Below are 19,455 nucleotides of genomic sequence, written 5' to 3'. Positions count from 1 at the left end.
CTCTCACACAACAAAGACAGCCTCCACACACTCACCCAACGACACATCGCAAACGCCCTAAATATCGCACCAGAATCCCTATCACGCACCCTAAAAACCCTAAAAACACAGGGCATACTCACCACGCATAAGGGTAAGGTTACACTACTCTAGGCTACTTTTCTGCTTTTTAGGCATAAAGTCTGCAACAATAAAGTTTTAATGGGGGGGGGGGGGGGAGGGCAATACGATTATATTTTTGTCATTTTTTTGTAAGTATGGATAAGAGATTGTATTAATATCTTTAATCCTGCACAAACTCCCTTAGCAAACTCGGTTTATTTGCACTCATAAAGTGGAATTTATTATGCAATGTTTGTAAATCCTTAAAAAGCTTGTTTGAAAGCTCTAAGCCCACTTTTTGCTCAACTTCTTTGCCTTGAATACTTGCTTTTTTTAGCTTTTGCACCCATTCATCTGGGATATACACACCGGGCAGTTTATCCCGCAAGAATAAGGCTACTTTATAGCTTAGCACAGGGAAAAATCCTAGAATCATCACGCAGTTTTGCCCTAACTCTTTATTTATAGATTCCATACTCTCAAGCAAAAACCTTGCGGCTTCAAGTGAGAAGACAGGTTGAGTAAAAAGCCCTTGCACTAAAGAATTACTAAGCTTTTTTAGCATTTTCTTTTTCAAAGATTCTGTGTTGTTGGCATAGGAATTAATGACTGAAAAATTATAGATTGTCTCCACGCTATCCTTTAGCACCTTGCCATTTGCCGCTATGCCTTGATTTAACCTATCTATAATCCTGCCTAGCTTCAAAGAACTCTCTTCAAACACACCCTTAGCCCCTGTGCAATCACCATTTTTCACCCCATCGCCACTAAGGCTTAAAAATGCACGCAGTCCAAACTCATTTGCCCCCAAAATATCGCCACACAAGGCAATGGAGTTTCTATCTCGCATTGAAAGCGTGCAGATTAAGGGCTTTTGCAAGGCATTTTGTAGCTTGATAGAGCTTAGGATTGAAGAGGGTTTTAGCCGTGCAAGTGGGGAATCTGTGCAGACAAAGCAGTCTGCTACCTTTAAAGATTCTAACTCATCTATTACGCCCTGCCCGATTGTAGAGCTAAGGCTTGGTGAGACTTCTACGCTTAAAAATGGCTCGTTACTTTTTAGTTTAGTGATGAGTTGGTCTAACATTTTTTATCCTTTTTATTTTAGTTTTTTACGAATCTCCTGCCACTTGCTAAATTTTCTAATTTCTCTTTATTTTTCTATGCTTTCTTTTTTTCGCAAAAAGGGGTTTATCCCCTCCCCACTCCCCTTAGCCCCAAAAAAGTCGCCACTTTTTACCCTTACGGGATTTGCGAAGCTACATCGGCAATCAAGGGGAGAACTTCGCTATTCCCTCTCTAGCTTCGCTTTGGCGGTGGCACTGCTGCCACCTTATTCCCAAAGCTACGCACCACGAGAGGGGCGAGAGTGGGACTTACACGCTTTGCGTGTAACATTGATTTTTATGGTGGCAAAGTCTTGCTTTGCCACTTTGGCGATTGTGGAATCTGCTTGAGATTCTAAACTCGCAGAATCTGCGGGCTGGAAACTGCTAGAGATTCTGTATCGCTAGAATCCACATTGTTTGAAACTCGGCATTCTAAGGATTGAGATGATAAATCGGCGTTTTCAAGTGAGCCAACAAGAAGCTTACTTCAGCGTAAGTACCGCAGTTGGCGAACGCAGAATCGCCGATTTATCGCTCAAGACTGAATGCCCTAGCCACGCACTTGCTTTACTGCCTCTACTATGTTTGCAAGACTTGGCTTCACCTCTTCCCACTTCCTAGTCTTTAGCCCACAATCTGGATTTATCCATAACTGCTCTTTTGGCAGCACTTCAAGCAGGGCTTTAATCTGTGCTACTAGCTCTTCTACGCTTGGGATTCTAGGGCTATGTATGTCATACACTCCCGGTCCCACTTCATTTGTATAGCCAACTTGCTTAAAGACTTTTAATAGCTCATTGCCACTTCTAGCCGTTTCAATGCTAATCACATCAGCATCAAGGGCTTCAATGGTTTTAATAATGTCATTAAACTCGCTATAACACATATGCGTGTGAATCTGCGTCTTTGGCTCTGCAATTGCCACAGAAGTTTTAAAGCACGACAATGCCCACGATTCATAATCCTTGATATTTTCCGCCCTCAAAGGATAGCCCTCTTTAAACGCTGCCTCATCAACCTGAATGACTTTAATCCCAGCCTTTTGTAAGTCATCAATCTCATCGGCAATACACAAGGCTAACTGCTCACAGACTTCCTTTCTACTCAAGTCATCACGCACAAAGCTCCAGTTCAAAATCGTTACAGGACCTGTCAGCATTCCTTTCATCACTTTTTGTGTCAAACTTTGTGCGTAAGTTATCCACTCAACAGTCATAGCCTTTGGTCGCTCCACATCGCCATAAATGATAGGGGGTTTCACACAGCGGCTACCATAGCTTTGCACCCACGCATTTGCGCTAAACACAAAGCCGCTTAGCTGCTCCCCAAAATACTCCACCATATCATTTCGCTCCGGCTCCCCGTGCACCAACACATCAAGCCCGATAGAATCTTGAAATTCCACGCAGTCCTTAATATACGCCTTTATGCCCTTTTTATACTCTGTCTTATTTATCTCGCCCTTTTTATAGCCTAGACGCAATGCCCTTATTTCGCTAGTTTGCGGGAATGAGCCGATCGTTGTAGTGGGTAAAAGCGGGAAGTGAAAAGCTTCTTTTTGAATCTTAATGCGTTCTTTAAAAGGCAGACTTCGCTCTTTCACATTATAAGATTCTACCCTTTGGCGTATGTTTTTATTATGCGTTTTGCTAGAGTTTTTGCGGGATTGATTTATCGCTTTATTTTGGTCTAAAAAGCTTTGTGTAGCAGAATCTAGCTGCCCTCTATACGCCTTTTCTATCGCATAAATCTCTGCAATTTTCTCTCTAGCAAAGCTTAGCCACGATAAAATCTCTTTTTCAATCTTGCTCTCTCCTTCTTTACTAAAAGGCAAATGCAAAAGTGAGCAAGAAGCACTCACTACAATCCTATCCTTTGGCACAATGCTACTAATAGATTCTAAAAGCTTCAATTTAGATTCAATATCTGCTACCCAAATATTTCGCCCATCAACAACCCCAGCGTAGAGAATCTTATCACTCTGTGCGATTAAATCTAAACTCTCTTTATTTTTCTCTCCATAGATAAAATCAAGCCCAAGCCCTGCAATTTTTGACTTCACAAGTATTTTTGTAAGCTCATTGCTATGCTCAAAAAATGTGCTTACAATCGCTTGTATGCCACTCTCTGCGATAGTGTTATAAACGCTTAGCACTTCAGATTCTATATCAATGCCACTAAAAATATCTTTGTTTAGCCCACGCACAAAAAGCGGCTCACTAAACTCAATAACGACTTTAGAATCTAGCTTTGCAATTTCTTTTATTAACTCCAAATACGCTGCTTTTAGCTTATTAAAAATCGCAGTAGGATTCCCATTTGCAATCTTACTTAGCCCAAAGAATGTAAAAAGCCCAATGAGTGAGATTTTAGGATTATATCCTAGCGTTTTTGCCTCGTCATAATAGGCTTTAATGCTGCTTATATCTGCCTTGTAGTTATCATCTTCACTTAGCTCTGGCACGACATAGTGATAGTTTGTATTAAACCACTTTGTCATCTCACACGCCACACCGCTTTTATGCCCTCTTGCCATTGCAAAGTAGCCCTCTAGCCCACTTAAATCCCTAAATCGCTTAGGCTTTGCGTTTAACGAGTATGCTAAATCTAGCACATTATCATACAAGCTAAAGTCATTCACACATACAAAGTCCAAATCCTTTTGCTCTGCCCAGTGCTTCTCTCGCAAAGTTTTTGCCACAGATTCTAGATCGCTTTGTGTGCTTTTGCCACTCCAAAAGCTTTCTAATGCCTTTTTTAGCTCTCTATTTTGTCCAACTCGTGGAAATCCTAAAATACTACCCATTGTGTTTCCTTTTTTTGTAATGTTATGCTGAAATTATGACATAAAAATTTAAAAACACAATATGTAATTTTAATTTTTTGCATAAAAATTGTATTTTTTACGCAAAAAATCACATAATAACGCATAATAAGGCATTTTCCCATAGATACAAAAAGTAACAAATACAATATGTAATCTAAATTTTATGACTTAATTTTGCATTTTACATAGAAATTATTATAAAGATTGGAAACATATTTGAATCTTATATGAAGTAGGTTTTTATGTAAAAGAGAAGAGATATTTTAAGGCTATAAGAGAGAAACTCAGTAAATTATAAATACAAGCATAATTAAGTATGTAATCTAAGATTCTAAAGCATCACATAAATCTATATATAGAATCACTCACAAGTAAAAAACCTAGCAACATCTTGCAAAGAATCTGCAATTTTGCATGGCTTTTTTGTGTGAATGTCAATGTGTGCGAGTTTCACTTTTAGGCTAAAAACAAGTTCTGGTGTGTCGAGTGTAGTATTACATGTAGCAATTCTAAATATTTCTTGTTTTAAAATCAGTGAAGCACTTTTTATCTCTGAAGGTATAGTTTGGACTTTATATTTATCTCCTAAATGCAGTGTTTTTATAAAGCTAGATTCTATCTCTTTGACTACAAAACCATGCTTTGTGTTATGCGGAAGCATGCCTTTTTCAAAAAAGAGTAAAGAGCGTGCTCTCTCACAAAAGACAAGGTAATTTGCATGATATACGATACCGCCACAATCTGTATCATCATAAAACACATACGAGACCATTTTGTCCCCTTAAGTTAGGATTGTAAAAGCAAAAACTTACTTGCATCTTCTTTTGCATAAGGCATAAGCGTTAAAACCTCATCGCCAATACGCACATTATACGACTTATCAAGCTCTGTTTTCGCATAGCCAAGCACGATTCTTGCAGCTAAGATTCTATCATCTTTATGTGCGTTTTTCTCCACTAAAGCCATAGGTCCTTGTATATCTTGTAATTCTATTTTATCCATAAATTCATGCTCTATATCAAGCTTTCTGCCCTCTTCTTCATTGCGTGAGATAACGCACCTTGTGCCATTTTCTAGCACCATGTAGCGACCGATTTTAAATAATGTAACATCTTCAAATACCACTTTTCTATGGGCTTGCATATCCTTAATCTTTAGGGCGACTGAAGTATCTGTTAAGAGACAGCCGCCACCGGGCTTTTCATGGTATTTCCACCCATATTTTTTGAGTAAGTCAAGCTGTCTTTGTCTGCCCCTGCCACTTACATCAAGCAATTTCTCTCTATCAACCCAACCCATTTTTTCAGGAAAGGTTTCTGGCATGAGTTTGGCACTCATAGGGCGAAGTATTAGCTCATCAAGTGTTTTTGGCTTACTAGCATCGCTTCCATCTCGACTTAGGATAGAATCATATAGGGGATTTTCCCCGATTTTTCTTACAAGCTTTTTTACTTGATCCATTGCCTCTTTTCTTTGACTTTTTGGTCTCTGTCCCAATACTTCACCACTAATGGCAAAATCAGCCCCAAGCTCTACCATTTTCGCAAATGCGTGTGAAAACATATTTGCATGGCAATCAATACATGGATTAAAATACTTCCCATAGCCATATTGCGGTTTAAATAGAATGTTGTCAAAAAACTGCTTTGCGATATTTATCTGTATGAGTTCTGCCCCAACTTGCTTAGCTGCGTTATAAAAATACTCACTTTTATCCTTATTGCTACCAAACCCTATATTAAAATTGAGTGCATACACCTTAATGCCTTGCTCATGTAGTAATTGCATAGAAATCATAGAATCTAATCCACCACTAAATAATGCAACTGCACTTATTTGCTTTTTTGCCATATCTATAAACTCCAAAAACTAAAATATAAATACAAATTGACAATATTATACATCAAATAAACAAAAAGAAACACAATGCTAATCTTTTAGTGATTTTGTAACACATCTAGTCTTAAACCCATGAATTCACCGCAATATCACAAAGATTGGATATTTATTTTTGATTTAATTTGGATATTTATTTTTGATTTAATTTGGATATTTATTTTTGATTTAATCTCGCAAAATACAATAGTTATCATCAACAATAAAGGATATTTTATGCAAAGAAGAACATTTATTAAATACAATGCGTTAGCTACCTTGGGTTTTATACCGCTTTTTGCAAACCCACATGATCACCACAATCATCACACAATGAGTAGCAATACGAATGAAGAACATCTTAATACATCATTTATCACACTTGAGGATGAAAAACTAGCCCTATTTGAAGAAACATATTTTCCTCAACACAACATACACAAACCATTAGCCTTATTATCTAATACAAGCAATAAAAAGGGTTTCTTTCATGCAAAACTTGAAATAAAGGAAACAAAAGTAGAATTAATCAAAGGGAAAAAGACAAGATGCTATACATATAAAGACATGCACGCAAAAACACAAAGCATGGTTGCACCAAAAATTGAGGTATATGAAAATGATGTAGTCAAGATAGAGGTAAAAAATAGTTTAAACGAACCAACTACAATCCATTGGCATGGTCTTCCTATCCCACCAAGTCAAGATGGCAATCCTATGGATATAATACCTGCAAATGGATACAGAACATATGAGTTTAAGTTACCAAATGATTGTGCAGGGACTTACTGGTATCATCCACACCCACACAATACCACTGCACAACAAGTTTATATGGGATTAGCAGGAGCATTTGTCGTAAAATCTCACAGTAATCCTTTGAAGGAGTTTGTGGAATCTGATTGGTTTATCACTGATTTACGACTTGATTCTAACGCACAAATTCCAGCAAACGCATTAAGCGATTGGCTTGATGGTAGAGAGGGTGAGTTTGTGCTTATTAATGGGGAATATAAACCACAAATTACAATAGATTCTATGCAACGAATCCGCATTTATAATGCTTGCTCTGCAAGATATCTGAATCTAGAATTGCAAGGTTCAAGTTTTATACTTGTAGGCACGGATGGTGGATTAATAGAAAAACCAATTGAAAGAAAACAGCTACTTATAAGTCCAGCATCAAGAGTTGAGATATTTATCAAAAATGTTAAGAAAGGGGATTTTAAGTTAATAAGCCATTTTTATGATAGAGATAAAATGATACCAAAGAATGAACCAAAAATATTAGAGCTTGCCAATATTAAACTAAATGCAGAGTACAATGAATCAAGATTGCCAAAAAGCTTACGTTTATTGCCTAAATTACAACCCCCAACACAACAAATTGAAATAACTATGAGTGAAGACCATTCAAAAATGCATAATCTTAGCACACAAAACAAAGAAGAATTAAAAAAGAATCTAGCCACCATGTTCCTAATCAATAATAAGGTGTTTGATATGAATCGTATTGATTTTCATGTAAAAATGGGGGCAATATATGATATTGTCGTTACAAATAAATCGCACATGGATCACCCTTTTCACATACATGGCACACAATTTGAAGTTATTGAAAAAAAAGTGGGAACTACAAATGAAAAGATAGAATTTAGAGCATTGCAAGATAGCATTAATGTGCGTCCAAATGAAAGCATAAGGCTCAGAATGAAGCAAAGCTTCAAAGGAATTTATATGTTTCATTGTCATATTTTAGAACATGAAAGTTTAGGTATGATGGGAAATTTATCCGTGATGTAACTCAACTTTTTTTATATCAATCTATACAATCGATTTTCTACGCCTACTAAAGTTGGAGTTATGTAGCTATTATCAAATGCAATGCATAGTTTTTGTTTGCATTAAAAGATTCTAAAATAGCATTCAAGGCTACCATATCTCACAATTATAGCAAAGATAAATTGTAAGATACTATATGCAAAACCATAGCATTTCAAACAGATGATTGTGCAAATATATAAACTTTTATTTATCTTTCATATGCGACAAGATTATCAAAACATATATAGTTATATAAAATTATCTATCACATTACAGATAATAAGCAAATTATTATTCATGTTACTTCTGTATAAAATATTGATTGATGTTATCAATAATGCATTTCGCACCATCTTGCTGTGCCATACGCATAAGTGATTGAGAGATTTCAGAGAGATTGACCTGCAATATTGTATTTATCAGGTCATTACTCTCAAGATGTAGTATTTCCTCTTGCGTATAAAGCAAAGCTAAGTTTTGATCAATAAGACTCTTTGCGTTAAAATATTGATGATTTTTGGCAGCGTGTGGGTAAGGGATAAAAAGTGTTGGCAAACCATTGCTCACAAGCTCCCAAAGACTTGAAGCCCCAGCACGACTAATGCAAAAATCAGCCATATTCATAAGCTCTGCCATATCCTTGCTAAAATCAAATACGAATATATCTTTCTCACCACTTTTAAAATCCTGCATGGAATCTGCTAAATTGAAGCCCTTTTCAACATAGGCTTTATAAGTGTTTTCATAATCTATTTTTCCTGCTTGATGCAGGATTTTTATATTTTTCTCTTTAAGTAAGGGGGCAAGATTTAATGCTAGTTCATTAATCGCTTTTGCACCTTGAGAACCACCAAAAAAGGCGATAGTTTTAAGCGTATCTCTCTCTCTTTGCTTAATAAAAAAATCGCTATTAATAGGATAAGGCGCAAGGGTAACATTAGGATACTCAAAACTTGAGAAAAAGCTTTTTGCAAATGGCTTTAAAAGCTTATTTAGAGATCCCATACACGCATTCTGCTCGTGTATAAAAAATGGAATCCTGCTAAAAATCGCCCCAAAACTCCCCGTTGCAGCACTAAATCCACCGACACTAATACACGCATTAATATTATGTTCTTTTAAAAGCTTTTTTGCTTTTAGAGATTCTGTAATATTTTTTGCTAACGCACTCCATTTACCAAAAAAGCTTTGATTAACCACCGGTGTAGAATCTAAAAATGCAATATGTGTAAAAGGTGTGCTTTCATTATCAAACCACTGCTTGTCTTGCCCCCTTGTCCCACCTATATAGAGTGTAGTGATGCCTTGCTTTTTGCATTCTTCGCCCAATGCCCTTGCTATTGCTAAATGTCCGCCTGTGCCACCTCCAGTGATTGCTATATTCATGTAAAACTCCGTTTTTATGTGTGAATCTTTAAATTTTGTAGTATTATAGCAGATTCCATTCATGTAGCAAGGCTAGGGGTTATGTATGAAAAAGTTTTTAATTGTTATTATCACAATGTGTAGCGTGTGTCATCTTTTATACGCAAAGAAATTACAAGTGAGTGTGAGTATCCCACCACTCTCGTTTTTCGTGCAAGGGATCGCAAAATCTAGGGCAGATATTCACATCATCGTGCCACAAAATAAAAATGCAGAGACTTACGAGTCAAGCTTTAAAGACATGCAAACTCTAGCAAATAGCGATATATTTATCGGTATAGGCATGCCTTTTGAAAATATATGGCTACCAAAGATTCTAAAGGCAAATAAACAGCAAAATACATTAGAGATTGTAATGCTGCATGAAGACCTAGACAAAAAGGATCAAATGCACCTATGGCTTAGTATCGAGAATGCAAGGGAGATTACAAACATTATTACCATTGCATTAGCTTCAAAAGATCCGCAAAATGCGAGTTTTTATGCTGAAAATGCAAAGGAAATATACCATGCAATAGAGATTTTAGAGCGGAAAATAAAATCGCATTTAGAGAAAATGCCACATAAAGACTTCATAGTTTTTCACCCATTATTTGATAAAGCGGCTGCTGAATATGGATTAATAGAACACGCCCTAGAGCAGCATGGAAAAACCTATGGTATGAAAGAGATTCTAGGTCTTGCTGATTTTGGTAAAAAAGCAGGGATTAAAAAAGTCTTTGCTGAGAGTAATAATAAAGATATAGCAACACTTGCAAAGACTATGGGGGCTAAAGTCATTCTTATTAACCCTATGAGTAGTGATTATATTAAAAATTTAGAATCTATTTTTGCAGAAATATGCAAGAGTTATGAATAATAGAGGCTTTAAAGATTTTGTATTTCATGTTTTTTATCTGTTTAAGTTATAGAATCTTGCCATATAGAAAACTTGTTTAATAGAATCTTTTTTGTAAAATATTGTTTAAACTAATAAAACATTTTTTGCACGCTAAGTTTTTTTAGCTAAAAATCCATTTTATAGAATCTTAATGCAATATCCCTTGCTTTTCTTGTTTATCAATAAAGCCTTAATCTATGCGTTCATACCAATTAAAGTAATCCGTAAAATTAAAATTTTTTATAGAATCTTAGCCTTACTAGAATCTATCATAATAAAGATTCTTATACTCTTTTGAAAAATTTTCTAAATTTGTAGCACTCCCTTGTAGTTGCAGTGTAATGCTAGTTTGTAGAAACTCTCTATCAATCACTTCAAGTTTGTGTTGTGTAGCTAAATGCAGGATTTTATTATACGCACTGCTTTTTACATGAATGCTTATGGTATCTTTAGCTTGATAGGGCAGGATTTGTCCTAGATTTTCAAGCGATGTGATAGTTTGCAATGTCGCTTGTGTATATGCTCTCACTAATCCTCCCACGCCAAGCTTTGTGCCACCAAAATAGCGTATGCAAACACAAAAGATATTGATTAAGCCTTTACCACGCAAGACTTCAAGCATAGGCACTCCAGCACTTCCTTTAGGTTCGCCATCATCGCTACTGCCCTCTATTATTTGCTGATATTCATTTAAGATTCTAAACGCCCATACAAAATGCACTGCTTTTTTATGTGCGGCTTGAAGCTTTGCTAATATGTCATTTCTTAATATTTGATTAGAATCTAGAGTTGTATTTGTAGCTATATCAAGTGGGAAAAGCAAGGCTATAAACTTTGAGCCTTTACATTCAAATGCACTCTCTTCTTTAGATTGTGCTGTGTTTTCTTGATAGATAAAATACTGCATTATTATCCTTTTAGAATCTACGCCCTATCAAAATCTATACGCGGATCAACAACCATATAAAGCAAATCGCCAATAATATTTGCAAATAAGCCAATAAGCGTAAAAATAAAAAGTGTGCCAAACACAACAGGATAATCTCTAGTAATCACGCTGTCATAGCCAAGCAGCCCAAGCCCATCGAGATTAAAAATAATCTCTATCAACAGATTAGAGCTAAAAAACATACCAATAAAAGTAGCAGGGAAAAGCGTAATAAGTAGTAGCATGGCATTGCGAAATATATGCAGATACAGCACACGCATATTACTTGCCCCCTTACTTCTTGCAAGTAGCACATAACCCTTATTCATCTCATCAAGAAATGAGTTTTTAACAAGTAAAGTAAGACTTGCAAACCCGCCAACACAAATGCAAATAAGCGGCAGAATAATATGCCATAAAAGATCTTTTATCTTCTCCCACAAACCCATCTCATGAAAATTTTGACTAACTAAATCTTTCAGTGGAAATATATCCCAAAAACTTCCCCCAGCAAATAGGACAATCAGCAAAATAGCAAATAAAAATGGCGGGATAGAATACAATAGCGTAATGCAAACACTAGTAAAAGTATCAAATAAGCTATTGTTATACAATGCTTTTATGATGCCAAGCGGAATGCTTATAAGATAGATAATGAGTGTGCTAAAGATTCCAAGTGTGATTGATACAGGCAACTTTTCTTTAATGATATCAAGCACACGAGCTTCCCTATAAAAACTCTCTCCAAAATCAAATCGCATATAATTTTTCAGCATGATAAAAAATCTCTCCAAAATAGGCTTATCAAAGCCATACATTTCCTTTAATTGCGTAATGAGAGCAGAATCAAGCCCCTTTGCACCTTGATAGCTTGATAGCCTTATACTCCCAGCATTACTCTCACCTTGCAGAGTATTTGTAAGCCTTGCACTCATTTGTTCCACAGGACCACCGGGTGCTAACTGAATGATGAAAAAATTAAGCGTGATAATACCAAGCAAGGTAGGTATAACTAAAAAGATTCTCTTAAAAATGTAGGATAACATAAAATGCCTATGTATAAATTTTTACAAATTTTTATAATATGATACTATAAAATGTGTTTGTGATAAAATTATACGCATAAGAAGTATAAGATTGCAAACAAATTGGGATTCCCATTGGGTTTAATCAGCCTTACTTCATGTGGTAAGATTTGTCAATTTGAATATAGATATTCTAAGGTAAATTAGTGTGTTTAAAGCTTATCTCAACAAGGAATATGGTTATAACATTTATGCTAAAAAAGATTCTATAAAAGATACTGCAAAAGATTCCAACAATAGAATCTAAACCGCATTGCAAAATGATAAAAATAAAGGTATTGAACGCCAAAATATATGATATTTAGCGCTTGCCTTTAAAATAGACTTGGCTGGTCTTTGTTTCCTTGCTCGGCTTTATTATTAATGAATGATTTGTGTTCCTTGCTTTTAACAATTAAATCTTGAATAAATTGGTTTGTGTTGTAAGGCTCTCGCAAAATTCTTTCAATTCTTGGTTAATTCTAAAGCTACGATTAAATGTAGGTTCTTTTCTAGGTCTGCCACCTTTATTTTTTTCCTTGTCTCCATTTTTTGTCCTTTATTTCTTAAATAATCTCTATTGGCTTATCATCTGTTAAAAGCTTAGTCCTTGAATACTCTGCTATTGTCATTCTATATGATTTAGCAATATTCTTTAAATAGTCATGCTCCTCTTGTGTGAGATAGATTGCTACATGTTTTACTCTTTTATCTTTCTCATCTTTGAGTTTCATGCCTTTTTTTATACCACCTACTTTTCTAGTAGGCTCACTCCCACTTGCATTGTTGATAAATTCTTGTAATTTATCATTATCTACATTTTCTATCTTTTGATTTAGATTTACACTTTTAAACATTTTCTATCCTTTCGCCTGTTTGTGTTTGTGATTCCAATAATGTTTCATAGCCATTTTCTGTAAGATTTTCATTTATATGATTTATCTTATCTATATGACTTACTTCATCATTTGTGCCTTGTGTAGTAGCATTGTTGTTATCACATTCTACAAGTGTTTTCATATTTGCTTTAACACCATTTGCTAATCCTTGAAATGCTTCCACATATTCTTTTTTTACATTTTCAATTATTAAAGCCATGTGTATCCTTTCTCATAATTTATATTAAAACATGTTAAATCATGTTATTTTAACATAAAACATTATGATTTATTTTAAATCATTTCATGTTGTTATGTATTTCTTTATACAAACTCATAAAATCTGTATATGCCTTATCACTTTTATTACAAAACTCTGTTATCCCCATGCCATATTCTACTGCATTTCTATATGCCTCTCTCTCATATATTACTGAATCCATTAAAGATAGATTCTCTAATTTTTGTTCTTTAATGTATGTTTTTAGATTATCTACCTTTTTTTGTAAGAATGGATTAGGACTAGCTTTAGTAACAATAATATAAGCTTTTGATTGCTGATTAAACATTCTTGCTTGTTCGTATATCTCATTCATCTTACTTAATACCATAATATCATATTGACTAGGGATAAGAGGTATTAATACAATATCTGCTATTGTTAGGGCTAGTCGCATTTCCTTAGAATCTCTACCGCCTGTATCTATGATGATAATGTCATATTTAGATTCTAAGCTTTTTACTTCCCTTGCTAATGAATCACCTATTTTTGATAAGCAATGAAAAGATAATTCTTTATTCTCATTAGCTCTCACATTACAAAAAGCTTCACTGCTTCTTTGTGGGTCTGTATCTAACAATAACACTTCCTTTTTATCCATGCTAAATTGTATAGCTAGATTCACACTCAAAGTAGTCTTTCCACTACCGCCTTTTTCATTTGCTACTGCAATAATCATTGTATATCCTTTAATATGAAATATAATGTTAAAAACATTATTTTAATGCAAAATATCATCTTTAACATTAAAATAACATTTTTAATCTTAAAACACTATTATCTATTTTAAATCATGTCTATTTATGATAATTAATCATAAAAGATTATAAAATATCATAAAATACTTTTACCTACTCACAAAAACTTGGGTGGGGCTGGGTTGCGTGGTGTTTTTAGCTCCGCTTTTAGCTCTCGCTTTTGGTGGGCTTCTCTCCTTTGCAATAGTTGCTTTTATAACCCTTTTTTCAATTACACTATTAAAGCTATTTATATGCTTGTAGTCTGTAAAGCTTTTATGCTGTTTGTGTGATAAAGATATGTTTTTCATGCTAAAAGTTAGTAATGTTTGCTTTTTAACATGTCTACTTATATTATCTTTTAAACACATAATCTTTTCTATTGTGTCTTTATCTGTGGTATTAGCTTCTTTAATAAGGGATTGCATTTCGTTTATATATTTGTTTTCTGTGTTTGTATTAAACTCTGCTTTATCTATGTCTATGATATTTTTACGCATATATTCTTTAATATTTTCAAGCAAGTTAATACTAAACACTTTATCACTTTCTAAGACTATTTCTACTCCATTAAAATCAAAAAACCTTACATTTAAGTTTGTATCTATATTAATATATTCTTTATCTTTTGTTTCACTAAAATATATTGTGGTGTCTTTTAATTCATATTCTTTATAGCCTTGTTCTTTTAGCCTTTCTGTGTATAATGGCAATGGTGCAAATGTATGCCTTAATGGTGTTTTAGCTCTTAGATTCTCAAGCATATAATTCATTACCGCTTTATTGCATGGTAATTCTTGCATTCTTTCTATACAATTTTGCTTTTTATGCTTATACTGCATTAAATATTTTTGTGTGCTTTGTATCTCATTTTTAATATACTCTTGCACTGCTTCCTTGTTAGCCCACCCTCTTACTGCCTTTCTTTCAATTTTTAGTTGTTCTTTCCAAAATTCTAATATCTCTTTTGATTTTTCTGTTTGCTTTTGTGCGTGTTCCTTTATAGCACTTTTTACTACTTTTTTCTAAAATTTAGCTCATCTGTTCTTTCTTTAATCTCCTTTTTGTAATATTCTCCATTTTCAAGCCTTGTGAGATAATTTTGTAGTTGTTTTATTATATGATTAACATTCTCTATTTTATCTGTTAATTCCATAAACTCTTTATACTCATTAAATTGTTTGAGTGTCTGCATGTCTGTTTCATTGTCTTTAATGCTAGATTCTGTGTTTTCTGCATTAAAGTCTGCTTCTGTTGGCTCTGTGTCTGCTTCTTGTGCTTCTTGCATATTTGTATCTATGCTAGAATCTGTTTCACTTGCACTATAAACAATATTATTTTCTCTTTCAATTTGATGAATGCAAAAATTAAAAAAAACTACTTTCTAATAGGTCTTGTCTGTCTATCTCTGCCACTAAAAAATCAAATATTGCAAATACATGTTCGCTGTTATGTTCTTTTAATTGTGTTTCTATATCATAATCACTAATTATAAAATCACTAAAAATAACATTTTCTTTTAAGTTTGTATCTATACATTCTAAAAAGCTAGAATCTACTTCACAAACACACTTGCAAGTATTATCTTTTTCGCTTATAAAATAAAACTTATTTTTTACTTTATAAATTATATTTCGTTGTCCGCTGATGCTAAAAATTGTGTCTCTTATATACTTTGTCAATGTGTTGTAAGTCTTTGCAATGTTTTCTACTTTCATGTTGTATCCTTTCTCTTTAAACTTGTATTATTTAATAATTGGCATTTCTACTATGTCAATGGTATTTTCTAAGTCGTGCTGTATAATCCTATAAGGCATTGTGTCATTTTTAAAATACCATGTTGCTTCTTTCTTTGTGTCTAGGGTTATCATTGAATTTTTGCTTGTTTGCAATGCGATTGTTGTCCCTTTAAGCTCGGTGCTGTCTATATTCTCTTTTTGCTTTGCAATTATTGCATTACCTATTTTTGCTGTTATAAGATTATCTTTAAATTCAATAACCTTTTTTGCAAAGTTATCAAATAATGCAAGTTTGCTAAATTCACTTGATAATTTGGCTTTATATGCGTATTGGAATTTATCATATATGTTTTTATAATCTACATATTCTTTAAATCTTTCTACTTTACCGCTTATAATCCCTTTATCGCTTTTATACATGATTTCTACTTCATGTTCTTTTATGTTTGCATTAAAGGATATTTCTCCACTTTTTTTACTGCCTACTTTGATTAAGTTTTTAAGGCTGTAAAAATCAAGGTTTAACTCATCGCATTCTAATTGGCTGTTATTACAATATACTTTAACTAACACTTTGCTATTTGTAAAAATTACATATTCTTTTGTGATATGTAAGGTTTTATAGCTGTTAAATTCGTTTTTTTTCTACTTTGCATTTAAAAATTGCTGTTGGTATAAAAATTTGCATGTTTTAATCCTTTCTTGTTGTTTTCATATTTTGCAAAAAATCTATTATTTGGATAGCTGTATCATGGTAAAAATATCCAAAATCATTTATTGAATGCCATTTAAAGGTATCTTTGTCTTTTATTGTTTATCCTTTATATGTAAAGTAAAATAGTCCTGCCTTATAATCATAGTAGGTTCTTAACTTGCTTTTTTCAAAGATAACTTCCTTTATACCTTTATAAAAGCTACTTAACTTTTTTCTTTCTGTTATAAAATACTCTATGTCTTTAATTAACCTGTCTCTTGCTTTTTTGTCTAATCTTTCTTTGTAGCATATACTCATCTGTTAATCCTTTCTTGTTAATTTGCTTCTTTAAGTTCGTTTAATATGTTTATGAAATTGGTATAAACATATTTACTCATCATTCCCTTTTTATGTAGCCTTATTGAGTCTGTTTGCAATAAAATATTATCTAGGTATATTTCTCGCATAATTGGATTTTTAAAACTCTTTACACTCTCTTGCATTCTCTCTTTAAATGCTTTTATGATTTCGTTTTCTTGTTGCCTTTTTGTCAATGTTTGCATGTGTTTCCTTTCATGTTAATTTATGTTAATTCATGTTTATTTATGATATTTCATCATAAAAGATTATAAAGTATCATAAAACACTTTTACCTATTCACAAAAACTTGGGTGGGGCTGGGTTGCGTGGTGTTTTTAGCCCTGCTTCCGCTTTGCTTTCTGCCCTGCTTGTCCCTTTGTTTCTGCTTTGCTTTTCAAAATGTCTAACAATTTCTACATTCTCGCCCTTTCTCTCTATTTGTAAGCTTTCATTGCAATTAAAAATCATTGCATGATTAAAGCCTGTGCTATTTAGTATGTATTCCGCTTTTTTCAAAGCTTTTTTGTTTCTTTGATATTAAGCTGTAATATAAAAATACTTTCTAGCGTTGTGTTGTTGATTTCATTCCAGATTTTTATAGAATAAAATTCAGTTTTGCCATATTCAAAGCTTGTTGGCTCGGCTTGTCTTTCTAAAAAATCAAGCTTGTTTTGCTCTAAAGTATCTTTTAACCTTTCTAGCTCTTGGCTTATGCCTTTAATTACCTTTTCTTGCTGTAATATGCTTACTTTGCAAAATTCATTTGAAAAAATGTTATCTAGTGATTGCATAGAATCTATTATGCTAGATTCGATTATTTCATATTGTTGCATGTCTTTTTCCTTTCTTTTGGTTTCATTACTCTATTTCTACGATTTCATCGGCTATGTAAAATTCAAGTGATGAAAATTCGTTTTTATCATTCACTAACATTTTTTCTTTATGGATTGTTAGTTCTGTTATGTCGCTGTTTTTGCTATCCAAAAATATACGATTATTATTCCTTGTAAAATGTTCGTATATTCTTTTTTTGCTGTCTCTGCTGTCTAGCTCCGCTTCTTTGTATGTCTTTGCTAGATAGTTAATCATGTCTTTTAAACTTATGCTTACAAAAACTCTACTGCGTGTAAATCCGCTGTAATATTCGCCCTCTAATTGTTCTGCTACAAAACAATCAATAATTTGATATTTTGTTCTCATGTGTTTTACTCCTTATTTGGTAATATACACATTATGTTTTTTAAATGTTTTCTTGTTATCTCTAATATATCTATATTTTGAGATTCTGCCCTTGTCCTTGCTAACTCGTTTTCTATTAGCTCGTTAAGCTTTTGTGCTGATTCTTTTTGATATGTTGGATAAAGCACTGATAAGCAAAAAATAATATCCTTTTCACAAAATAGCTTTTTTAAAATCTGCATTGAATAATCATTTTGCATTACATTGCGTATATAAAAAATAGTTTTCATTTTGTCTCCTTTATTCTGTTTTGCTGTCTTGTGATTCTAAATCATTTTCGCTTATTTCATAATCCATTAATTCATTTGCTAGGCTTTGTAAATAGCCCTCTATGATTCTATTTTTTGCTATGCTTGGTGAGTTCAGAATCTCTGTAACACTCATTTTTATAAAATCTGTTCCGCTTGTGTCGCATTCATTGCAAAGATTGTCAAAATATTCGCTTATCTCTTTTTCGTTTTCATCATAGAGTTTTTCCGCATAATAAAGATAACATAACACATGCCCTGTGTCGCTTATTGGGTATTGCAAGGTTTCTAACTCTTCTTTTAGAAAATTAAAATCTAGCTCTTGACTCTCTTTTTTTCTTTTCTAGCTCTTTTATCATTTCTGCCCTTTCTTGCTCTGTGCCAAAATGTGAATAATTTTTTCTGTTTTGTATTTCTACTTCACAATCTAACCTTTGCAAACTCAATAAAATGGGATAATTATCCGCTATCGTTTCTAATGCTTCTGCATTTAATCTTAAATCTTCATTTTCTAAAACTTCACTTAGTAACATTTTTTATCCTTTCCTTTTTAAACACTTATTTATTTTTTAATTAATATTAATTTAACACTTAATAATAATTAAAAAACTTTTTAATCTCTGCCTTGCGTAGCAAGGCAACTATAACAAATAATTCATTTACGCCGATTTTTTAGCGTGGGCTTACCACTTAATAAGCCCTTGTTTATGGTCGAGTCCGACTCTGTGCTTCTCGTTGGCGTTCTTAATAATCGCATGTTTTAGCCCTGTTTCACGCATTAAGATTAAAGCGGTTTGCTCGGCTTTGGTTAGATTCTTGGTTGCTGTTTCCACGCTTCCTACACTAACAAGCGTATATAATGCCCCTTGCTCTTGTTGTAGTAGTGTAACTTCGTAAAATTCTGTTATAGGCTCTTGTAAGCTGTCAATAACTCGCAAGACTCCGCCCTTTGCTCTCTCTAGTGTTTTGATGTGTTGTTGTAGCATGTTATGCCCCTTTCTTGTTGTCTAACAATACGCAATGTTTAGTATTTATGCACTTTTCAAAATAGCATGTTATAGGCTCTTGTTCTTTTACATGTTTTAGCAAGGCTTGTATGTCATTATGCTTTTTAAAGCTTTTGTGGTTTGATATATAGCTAATTTTACTTGCTTCTATTGTTCCAAACTCTACTAACTCGCCTTTAAAACTGCTTTGGCATAAAAACACACATAAAGCGGATTTTAAGCCCGTTGTGTTCCTTTTG

Annotated in this window: 28 protein-coding genes; 4 read left to right on the top strand and 24 right to left on the bottom strand. The window is 33.5% G+C overall.

The annotated features are described in order from the left end of the window. The coding region (locus C6H08_RS12375) for a helix-turn-helix domain-containing protein (protein WP_158656873.1) at positions 1-153 on the top strand (153 nt) is incomplete at its 5' end. Between the two features lie 130 nt (positions 154-283). Here the strand turns inward: C6H08_RS12375 and C6H08_RS10730 are convergent. Beyond that, positions 284-1,189 (bottom strand): methylenetetrahydrofolate reductase, encoded by a 906-nt coding sequence (locus C6H08_RS10730; protein ID WP_034580316.1) that lies wholly within the window; start codon positions 1,187-1,189, stop codon positions 284-286. A 76-nt stretch (positions 1,190-1,265) separates the two neighbouring features. Between C6H08_RS10730 and C6H08_RS10725 the strand changes: the two genes are divergently transcribed. Further along, entirely contained in the window at positions 1,266-1,559 is a 294-nt protein-coding gene (locus C6H08_RS10725) for a hypothetical protein (RefSeq protein WP_138196195.1), read from the top strand. 202 nt (positions 1,560-1,761) lie between these two features. Here C6H08_RS10725 and metE read toward each other — a convergent pair whose 3' ends face one another. The 3 genes from metE to C6H08_RS10705 form a co-directional block, all read right to left on the bottom strand. Beyond that, positions 1,762-4,017, bottom strand: coding sequence for a 5-methyltetrahydropteroyltriglutamate--homocysteine S-methyltransferase (gene metE / locus C6H08_RS10715; protein WP_034580319.1), 2,256 nt, complete (start codon positions 4,015-4,017; stop codon positions 1,762-1,764). Positions 4,018-4,399: 382 nt separating this feature from the next. Further along, the gene (locus C6H08_RS10710) at positions 4,400-4,810 is read right to left on the bottom strand and encodes an acyl-CoA thioesterase (protein ID WP_034563237.1); all 411 of its coding nucleotides are present in this window, start codon (positions 4,808-4,810) and stop codon (positions 4,400-4,402) included. Positions 4,811-4,824: 14 nt separating this feature from the next. Next, positions 4,825-5,889: a 7-cyano-7-deazaguanine synthase gene (locus tag C6H08_RS10705; protein WP_034563235.1), complete on the bottom strand. Its 1,065-nt coding sequence runs from the start codon at positions 5,887-5,889 to the stop codon at positions 4,825-4,827. Positions 5,890-6,150: 261 nt separating this feature from the next. On the opposite strand from C6H08_RS10705, the gene C6H08_RS10700 reads away from it, so the two are divergent. Next, positions 6,151-7,716, top strand: coding sequence for a multicopper oxidase family protein (locus C6H08_RS10700; RefSeq protein WP_034580321.1), 1,566 nt, complete (start codon positions 6,151-6,153; stop codon positions 7,714-7,716). Positions 7,717-8,037: 321 nt separating this feature from the next. Here C6H08_RS10700 and C6H08_RS10695 read toward each other — a convergent pair whose 3' ends face one another. Further along, positions 8,038-9,123, bottom strand: a complete 1,086-nt coding sequence (locus C6H08_RS10695) for a UDP-N-acetylglucosamine--N-acetylmuramyl-(pentapeptide) pyrophosphoryl-undecaprenol N-acetylglucosamine transferase (RefSeq protein ID WP_034563232.1) — start codon at positions 9,121-9,123, stop codon at positions 8,038-8,040. 85 nt (positions 9,124-9,208) lie between these two features. On the opposite strand from C6H08_RS10695, the gene C6H08_RS10690 reads away from it, so the two are divergent. Beyond that, complete coding sequence (locus C6H08_RS10690; RefSeq protein WP_034580323.1) at positions 9,209-10,021, top strand: metal ABC transporter solute-binding protein, Zn/Mn family; 813 nt, start codon at positions 9,209-9,211, stop codon at positions 10,019-10,021. Positions 10,022-10,301: 280 nt separating this feature from the next. Here C6H08_RS10690 and C6H08_RS10685 read toward each other — a convergent pair whose 3' ends face one another. From C6H08_RS10685 to C6H08_RS10605, 19 genes are all read right to left on the bottom strand, one after another. Next, complete coding sequence (locus C6H08_RS10685) at positions 10,302-10,949, bottom strand: IMPACT family protein (RefSeq protein WP_052092728.1); 648 nt, start codon at positions 10,947-10,949, stop codon at positions 10,302-10,304. Between the two features lie 17 nt (positions 10,950-10,966). Continuing rightward, complete coding sequence (gene yejB / locus C6H08_RS10680) at positions 10,967-12,016, bottom strand: microcin C ABC transporter permease YejB (protein ID WP_034563230.1); 1,050 nt, start codon at positions 12,014-12,016, stop codon at positions 10,967-10,969. Positions 12,017-12,600: 584 nt separating this feature from the next. Then, complete coding sequence (locus tag C6H08_RS10675) at positions 12,601-12,891, bottom strand: hypothetical protein (RefSeq protein ID WP_034563227.1); 291 nt, start codon at positions 12,889-12,891, stop codon at positions 12,601-12,603. Beyond that, a complete protein-coding gene (locus tag C6H08_RS10670) occupies positions 12,884-13,132 on the bottom strand; it encodes a hypothetical protein (protein ID WP_233708581.1) in 249 nt (82 codons plus the stop codon). Before C6H08_RS10670 ends, C6H08_RS10675 begins: the two co-directional genes overlap by 8 nt. A 79-nt stretch (positions 13,133-13,211) precedes the next feature. After that, a complete protein-coding gene (locus tag C6H08_RS10665) occupies positions 13,212-13,871 on the bottom strand; it encodes an AAA family ATPase (protein WP_034563225.1) in 660 nt (219 codons plus the stop codon). A gap of 168 nt (positions 13,872-14,039) precedes the next feature. Continuing rightward, on the bottom strand, positions 14,040-14,819 hold the full coding sequence (locus tag C6H08_RS11610) for a hypothetical protein (RefSeq protein ID WP_199773205.1): 780 nt from the start codon (positions 14,817-14,819) through the stop codon (positions 14,040-14,042). 125 nt (positions 14,820-14,944) lie between these two features. Further along, a complete protein-coding gene (locus C6H08_RS12175; protein ID WP_034562183.1) occupies positions 14,945-15,217 on the bottom strand; it encodes a hypothetical protein in 273 nt (90 codons plus the stop codon). A gap of 79 nt (positions 15,218-15,296) precedes the next feature. Beyond that, entirely contained in the window at positions 15,297-15,647 is a 351-nt protein-coding gene (locus tag C6H08_RS10655) for a hypothetical protein (protein ID WP_034562181.1), read from the bottom strand. 27 nt (positions 15,648-15,674) lie between these two features. Next, positions 15,675-16,241 carry a hypothetical protein gene (locus tag C6H08_RS10650; protein ID WP_034580325.1) on the bottom strand — a complete coding sequence of 189 codons (567 nt, stop codon included), beginning with the start codon at positions 16,239-16,241 and terminating at the stop codon, positions 15,675-15,677. A 241-nt stretch (positions 16,242-16,482) separates the two neighbouring features. After that, a complete protein-coding gene (locus C6H08_RS12170) occupies positions 16,483-16,680 on the bottom strand; it encodes a hypothetical protein (RefSeq protein ID WP_034580326.1) in 198 nt (65 codons plus the stop codon). A 17-nt stretch (positions 16,681-16,697) separates the two neighbouring features. Continuing rightward, complete coding sequence (locus C6H08_RS10640; RefSeq protein WP_034580327.1) at positions 16,698-16,925, bottom strand: hypothetical protein; 228 nt, start codon at positions 16,923-16,925, stop codon at positions 16,698-16,700. A gap of 94 nt (positions 16,926-17,019) precedes the next feature. Beyond that, complete coding sequence (locus C6H08_RS12165; protein WP_233708580.1) at positions 17,020-17,238, bottom strand: hypothetical protein; 219 nt, start codon at positions 17,236-17,238, stop codon at positions 17,020-17,022. Continuing rightward, positions 17,235-17,555, bottom strand: coding sequence for a hypothetical protein (locus C6H08_RS10635; RefSeq protein ID WP_233708579.1), 321 nt, complete (start codon positions 17,553-17,555; stop codon positions 17,235-17,237). The genes C6H08_RS12165 and C6H08_RS10635 overlap by 4 nt, the downstream gene beginning before the upstream one ends. A gap of 25 nt (positions 17,556-17,580) precedes the next feature. Continuing rightward, a complete protein-coding gene (locus C6H08_RS10630; protein WP_034580328.1) occupies positions 17,581-17,922 on the bottom strand; it encodes a hypothetical protein in 342 nt (113 codons plus the stop codon). Between the two features lie 5 nt (positions 17,923-17,927). Further along, complete coding sequence (locus tag C6H08_RS10625; RefSeq protein WP_034580330.1) at positions 17,928-18,191, bottom strand: hypothetical protein; 264 nt, start codon at positions 18,189-18,191, stop codon at positions 17,928-17,930. A gap of 10 nt (positions 18,192-18,201) precedes the next feature. Next, complete coding sequence (locus C6H08_RS10620; protein ID WP_034562169.1) at positions 18,202-18,492, bottom strand: hypothetical protein; 291 nt, start codon at positions 18,490-18,492, stop codon at positions 18,202-18,204. Between the two features lie 25 nt (positions 18,493-18,517). Next, positions 18,518-18,742 (bottom strand): hypothetical protein, encoded by a 225-nt coding sequence (locus C6H08_RS10615; protein ID WP_034562167.1) that lies wholly within the window; start codon positions 18,740-18,742, stop codon positions 18,518-18,520. Positions 18,743-18,892: 150 nt separating this feature from the next. Continuing rightward, positions 18,893-19,195 carry a hypothetical protein gene (locus tag C6H08_RS10610; protein ID WP_034562164.1) on the bottom strand — a complete coding sequence of 101 codons (303 nt, stop codon included), beginning with the start codon at positions 19,193-19,195 and terminating at the stop codon, positions 18,893-18,895. 1 nt (position 19,196) lies between these two features. Beyond that, positions 19,197-19,455 (bottom strand): hypothetical protein (locus C6H08_RS10605; protein WP_034566133.1); only part of this gene is annotated, 259 nt, incomplete at its 5' end.

Source organism: Helicobacter bilis (assembly GCF_900198365.1).
Lineage (GTDB): Bacteria > Campylobacterota > Campylobacteria > Campylobacterales > Helicobacteraceae > Helicobacter_A > Helicobacter_A bilis_B.
The sequence above is the reverse complement of the archived record's forward strand: the minus strand, read 5'-3'. Positions and strand labels throughout refer to the sequence as shown.